The sequence below is a fragment of the Bacillus sp. JJ1533 genome, from assembly GCF_036965045.1.
Lineage (GTDB): Bacteria > Bacillota > Bacilli > Bacillales > Bacillaceae_L > Ferdinandcohnia.
In genome coordinates, this window is sequence record NZ_JBALOV010000037.1 from 1 (window position 1) to 6,147 (window position 6,147).

Below are 6,147 nucleotides of genomic sequence, written 5' to 3' on the forward strand. Positions count from 1 at the left end.
GAATGAATATCTATGAACAACGTCTTTTGGACAATATTAGAAAACTGTTTTAGCCCCTCATCTAATTCCACTACCATTGCTTCATCTGCTCCTTTTTGTGGACCATAAACAAACGCAGCCCCATTTGGACCGAAGAGTGGATTGTTTACATCACAAGCAATTCGGAATGTACATTCCTTTAATATTGGATGTACGCCCTTATTGTCGATTTGAGCGATATCCTTTAAAACATGACCACCAAATCCAACCTCTTGTTCTTTTTGATCTAAAAACCGATAGCCAAGCGCTTGAAGCATACCAACGCCCGCGTCATTCGTAGAGCTTCCTCCCAGCCCAATCACAAACTCTCGACAGCCTCTTTTACACGCATCTAGTATCAACTCGCCCACTCCAAAGCTTGTGGTTTGTTTCGGATTTCGTTTTTCAACTGGAACAAGTGGAAGTCCACATGCTGCCGCAACTTCAATGACAGCAGTTTTTCCATCTCCTAAAATGCCATAGACAGCAGAAACCGTCTCCCTCAACGGACCCGTTACACATGTTTCGATCATTTCCCCACTAGTTGCTCGAACTAAAGCTTCAACTGTTCCTTCACCACCATCTGCAAGCGGCATAATTGTGATCTCAGCATCTGGATACACTTCATTTATTCCTGAAGCAATCACTTTACTACCTTCGAGAGATGAGATACTACCCTTAAATGAATCAATCGCGATTACAACCTTCATCGTGGACCTCCTTTATATTTAATTCATCTAATAACACCCTTATTTACATCGTACCATTTCAAAACACCCATGGCCTAAAAAAAAATCGACAAGCACGAGGGCTTGTCGATTATGAAAACTTCGCATCAATATTTCGTAAATGTTCCAGATCTTTTTCCTTCACCAGTAAGCTTGCAACGATATACGCAATAAGCGAGAAAAAGACAGGCAAGACTATAGAATGCATGCCAAAGCCATCCGGATAAGTCGTATGGATGAGAATATAGCTTCCAACGCCCACAAGGATTGAGGAAATAGCTCCATATTTATTCCCCTTTTGCCAATACAATCCAAGCACGACCGGCCAAATAAACGCCGCTTCCAGTCCACCAAAAGCAAATAAGTTTAACCAGATTAACAAATCAGGCGGATGGATGGCTGTTAAGAAGACAAGGACTCCGACCAATGCCGTTACACTCATACTTAAATTTTTAACAACACGGTCAGATGCATCAGTTTTGATGTAATTCAAATACACATCTTTTACAATTGAAGATCCGACAATTAATAATAAAGAGTTAACGGTAGACATGATCGCTGCCATGGGTGCAGACAAAACAACTCCTGCTAGCCAAGGTGGTAATACCTCCATTGCTAGCAGTGGCATAACCGTATCCGGAACTTCAATCCCAGGAATGATTGCCCTTGCAAACACCCCAGATAAATGCATGCCCAACATGATAAAGCCGACTACAACGGTGCCGATAATCATGGCTAGGTGCATGGCCTTTGCGTTTCGATATGACATCGCCCGTACAGCAATCTGTGGTAATCCAACAACCCCTACCCCAACGAGAATCCAAAAGGATGACAAATATAAAGGAGTAAGGGAACGATCATGCCCAAATGGTGAAACAAGATTAGGGTTTTGCCCGATAAGTTCCTCCATAATGGCAGGCACACCACCACCAGCAATGATGGTCCCAATGAGGATGATTAAGGTCCCAACAAACATGATAATTCCCTGTATTGTCTCTGTTAACGCAACAGCGCGAAATCCGCCAATTGTTACATAAACTAATATAGAAATTGCAAAGATAAATAATGAGCTTGTATAGGACATACCCGTTAAGGACTCAATTAATCGACCGCCACCAACCCATTGTGCAGACATCGAGGCAAACAAAAAAATGATAATACTTAAGGCAGATAGCAGTACAACCCACTTCGAATTATAGCGCTCTTTTAAAAAATCAATGAGCGTTACGGCATTTATTTTTCGGGCCACAATCGCAAATTTTTTCCCTAAAACGGCAAGCACAAAATACCCGGTGACTACTTGAATCATCGCTAACAATACCCAACCAAGCCCTATATTATAAGCAGCACCAGGACCACCAATGAAGCTACTCGCACTTCCATATGTTGCGACCATTGTCATGGCTAGCACAAATCCACCGAGTTCACGACTTCCAAGAAAATAATCTTGAAGAAATCCGGAGCTTCCCTTCAGCCGACCAGCCGCATAAATACCAATGATAAAAATAAACACTAATAAACCCACGAAAGGGATTAACACTTGCCAATTCATAAGGAGTCCCCTCCCTCGTCTTCTTCAAAAGGGACCTCTTTAAAAACAAATTTCACAAGAACGATCACTAAAAAGACGACAACTAGAAAACCAACAACACAACTATAGAAAAACCAGCTTGGTAAACCAGCAATATATGTATATTCGGAAACCGGCTTTGACCCTAATCCATACGCAAAGCCAAACCACCATAAAAAATTAAAAACAGCTAAACCTATTCCAAGTAATGCTTCTTTCTTGGCAACCTTGTACCTAAGATCACCCGTATTCTTATTTTTTTCCATACTACTACTCCTTATTTGTAACAAAAACACGTCTATTCTCTATACTGCCCAAAAATCCCAACTTGCCATCAAAAAAAGCTACCTAAGAATTCATCTTAGGTAGCTTTATACGAGTTACTCAGCTGATTTCTCATCATCAAGCAAATAATTGTAATTTGAACGATCAACCGGTTCAAATCCTTCTGGTGTGTAGAATCGTAATAAGTCACCATTTACAACTTTATCTGAAGTTGCTAATTTTTCTTCAACAATGTCTTGAAGCTTATTAGCAGTATCGAGTTGATCTTCAGCAATTTCAGCACCAGTCACTGAATCATAAAACTTGCCATCAACGGCAGAAATAGTTGGACTTACGAAATCACCATTACGGAATGGAATAACTTGATCATGTTGCTCAGACAGTAAATCCGTTCCAAATTGAACATACTCTTTTGAATCAATTCCAAGCAAGTGTAAAAGTGTTGGAAGAAGGTCAATTTGACCACCATATTGGTGCTGGACTCCACCTTCCATACCTGGAACACGGATAAACAATGGTACCCGTTGAAGGGAAGCATTATCAAATGATGTAATTTCTTCTTTTCCTAAAACTTGCGTCATGGCTTTATTATGGTTTTCAGAAATCCCATAATGGTCACCATACATAATGATAATGGAATTATCGTATAATCCTTTTTCTTTTAGATCATTAAAGAATTGCTCGATTGCTTCATCTGCATATCGTGCAGTTTGGAAATATCGGTCAACAGAACGGTCACCAGTTGTATGTGGTTCTATTGTTGCATCCTCATCATCAATTCGGTAAGGATAGTGATGTGTAACGGTAATAAATTTTGTATAAAATGGCTGTGGTAATGTTTCTAATAAATCGGCTGATTGCTCATAAAACGGCTTATCCATTAAACCATATTCAGCAAGGTCTTCTTGATTCATCTGATAGTAGCTTGAATCAAAGAAGTGATTATAGCCAAATGATTTATAGATTTCATTACGGTTCCAGAAGCTTCCTGAGTTACCGTGGAATACAGCAGATGTATACCCCTGCTGACCAAGGATTGCTGGTGCCGCTTGATACGTGTTCAAGCCTTTCGTTGTAAAAGCAGACCCTTGAGGTAATCCATATAATGAGTTCTCAAGAATAAACTCCGCATCAGCGGTCTTACCTTGTGCTGTCTGATGGAAGAAATTATCAAAGTAAAGAGTATTCCCTTCATTCACTAATGAATTTAGGAATGGTGTTACTTCTTCTCCATGCAGCTTGTAATTGATTAAGAAGTTTTGCATCGACTCAAGATGCAGATAAATCACGTTCATGCCTTCACCTGCTCCAAAATACTTTGGATTTGGCTCAGCATAGTTTGCTTTTGTATAGTTAATCACTTCGATGCTGTCATTGCTATCCGCTAAAGCTCTTTGAGTTGAAGCTTTTGTACTTTGTACAGCATCATAAATCGTGTAGTTATACATTCCTAAATATTTGACGATATAGTGGCGGTCAAATCCACGTGTTAAAAGCTGTGGACGATCTGCCTCTGCAAGAGTAAGGTTAATAGCTGAAATTAGAATCGAAAATGCAAATAAGGCGGCTACTTTTAAACCTCTCATGCTTGTTGTCGTTTCAATCTTTACGACTTTAAATAGCACAAGTGCTACTAATACGATAAAGTCAATAAAGAATAAGAAATCATATGGTTTTAGAAGCGACACAACACTTCCACTCACATCACCAAAGTTTTGTGTTTGGAACAATGTTGGCAATGTAATAAAGTCACTAAAGAAACGGTAATATAAAATATTTGCGTATAAAAGGAAGGACATTAGAAAATAAATAATAAGTAGCCTTCTATATCTCTTTTTCCCTTTACCTAAAAATGATAGACCCAAAAAGAATAAAGCTGATCCAAGTGGATTCAAAATCAATAAAAAAGTCTGTAAGGAATTATCAATATTTAAGTTAAATTCGGTTGCTTGCGAAATAAATGTTTTTATCCAAAGGAATAACACCGCTAATAAGAAGAAGCCAAAAAAACTAGTGAAGATATTTTGACCACCACGTTTTAAAATGTTCTTTTTCATGATTGCACCTACCTTCAATCTAAACAAGAGTTATTTCAATATCTAAAATCGTAAAATCTATTTTATCAATCAAATATGAACAAATTATTAACAAATGTAATTTAATTTACATCAGCGATACATTCACTTACTTTACTACGTTTCGTCGAAAAGTCAAGAGTTCTAGAAAACCCCGAAATTTTCTTTCAACTTATGTATTCCCTTACATACCAGCATGTACACTGTTTTTACAAACTTTTATAAAATACGTTACATCCTTCAGATATATGACCATTTTTTTCTTTACAATCCAATGCAAAAGCAAAGACGAAATGATTTCTTTCAATTATACTACTATAATAGGAATTACTTTTATTGGAAAGGGCTATTTGAACTATGTTTATTCTAGCAATTCTCCTATTTCTCTTGCTTTATTGTGGGATGAGCTTCTTATTTGGGTATATCGGATGGATTTGGCTCAAACACGCATTTGCATTTCGTCATAAAAAGACATATACCTTAGTCATTTTGGCTTTATCCTTAACCATTTTTGTAGGTTATTCGACATCAACAGCCATTTTGCAGACGATTGGCTATTATTGGCTAATTCTATCAGGATTTGGACTCGTTTTTTTACCAATCGCAATCGTATTATTTTTCCTATTTAAAAAGAGAGGAATTCGCACGATTGGATTTGGGGTCATTATGGTTTACATCCTAATTTTTAGTTTCGGGACTTTCTATGCATGGAGTCCTGTTGTGCAAACCTATGATATTTCGATCGAGAAAAATGTCGAACGAAATGATTTGAAAATTTTAATGGCTTCCGATTTTCACCTTGGTAGTATTGTAGGTAAAAACCACCTTGAAAAATTTGTCCATTTAGTAGAAGAAACTCGTCCAGATATTGTATTACTCCCTGGTGACCTTATCGATGATCACATCGAACCATTTTTAAAGGAAAATATGGGTAACACAATGAAAAGAATCGACGCCCCACTTGGCGTATATGCCACACTCGGAAATCATGATTACTACGGAAGTGATAATGAAAAAATTGTCGAAGAAATGGAAAAGCTCGGTATTGAGGTTTTAACCGATGAAGTGACAATGATCGAAAATAGCTTTTATATAATAGGTAGAAATGATGAGACAGATAAAAATCGTGTCGAAATCGAAAAGCTTACGTCTCCACTTGATTTATCAAAACCCATGATCATGTTAGACCATCAACCAACTGAATTAAATGCTGCTAAAGCGAATGGTGTCGACTTGATTCTGTCCGGACATACCCATCGAGGACAGCTGTTTCCTGGAAACTTGATTACCGATATGCTTTATGAGAACGATTATGGCCTCTTGAAAAAAGGAGATTTTCATTCGATCGTGTCCTCTGGTTTTGGTACTTGGGGACCTCCGTTGAGGCTTGGAACAAGATCTGAGGCAGTCATGATTAACGTAGAATTTAACTAAAAAAGCATTACCTTCATTCTAAAGTGTACCCTTTGTA

The 6,147-nt window shown here is 38.0% G+C and carries 5 protein-coding genes; 1 reads left to right on the forward strand and 4 read right to left on the reverse strand.

What is annotated here, in order from left to right; genetic code table 11:
* The 4 genes from V7138_RS20070 to V7138_RS20085 form a co-directional block, all read right to left on the reverse strand.
* Positions 1-728, reverse strand: a 728-nt coding sequence (locus tag V7138_RS20070; protein WP_335400870.1) for a glycerate kinase, incomplete at its 3' end; no start/stop codon positions are given.
* A gap of 109 nt (positions 729-837) precedes the next feature.
* Positions 838-2,298, reverse strand: a complete 1,461-nt coding sequence (panF, locus tag V7138_RS20075; RefSeq protein WP_335400872.1) for a sodium/pantothenate symporter — start codon at positions 2,296-2,298, stop codon at positions 838-840.
* The gene (locus tag V7138_RS20080; protein WP_335400874.1) at positions 2,295-2,582 is read right to left on the reverse strand and encodes a YhdT family protein; all 288 of its coding nucleotides are present in this window, start codon (positions 2,580-2,582) and stop codon (positions 2,295-2,297) included. The genes panF and V7138_RS20080 overlap by 4 nt, the downstream gene beginning before the upstream one ends.
* Before the next feature lie 114 nt (positions 2,583-2,696).
* A complete protein-coding gene (locus tag V7138_RS20085) occupies positions 2,697-4,658 on the reverse strand; it encodes an LTA synthase family protein (RefSeq protein WP_335400876.1) in 1,962 nt (653 codons plus the stop codon).
* 375 nt (positions 4,659-5,033) lie between these two features.
* Between V7138_RS20085 and V7138_RS20090 the strand changes: the two genes are divergently transcribed.
* Entirely contained in the window at positions 5,034-6,110 is a 1,077-nt protein-coding gene (locus tag V7138_RS20090; protein WP_335400878.1) for a metallophosphoesterase, read from the forward strand.
* Positions 6,111-6,147 lie beyond the last annotated feature (37 nt).

Bases quoted from the DNA above. Each gene is read 5' to 3' on its own strand.
- V7138_RS20090 (WP_335400878.1), top strand. From the start codon at position 5,034: ATGTTTATTCTAGCAATTCTCCTATTTCTCTTGCTTTATTGTGGGATG.
- V7138_RS20085 (WP_335400876.1), bottom strand. From the start codon at position 4,658: ATGAAAAAGAACATTTTAAAACGTGGTGGTCAAAATATCTTCACTAGT.
- panF (WP_335400872.1), bottom strand. From the start codon at position 2,298: ATGAATTGGCAAGTGTTAATCCCTTTCGTGGGTTTATTAGTGTTTATT.
- V7138_RS20080 (WP_335400874.1), bottom strand. From the start codon at position 2,582: ATGGAAAAAAATAAGAATACGGGTGATCTTAGGTACAAGGTTGCCAAG.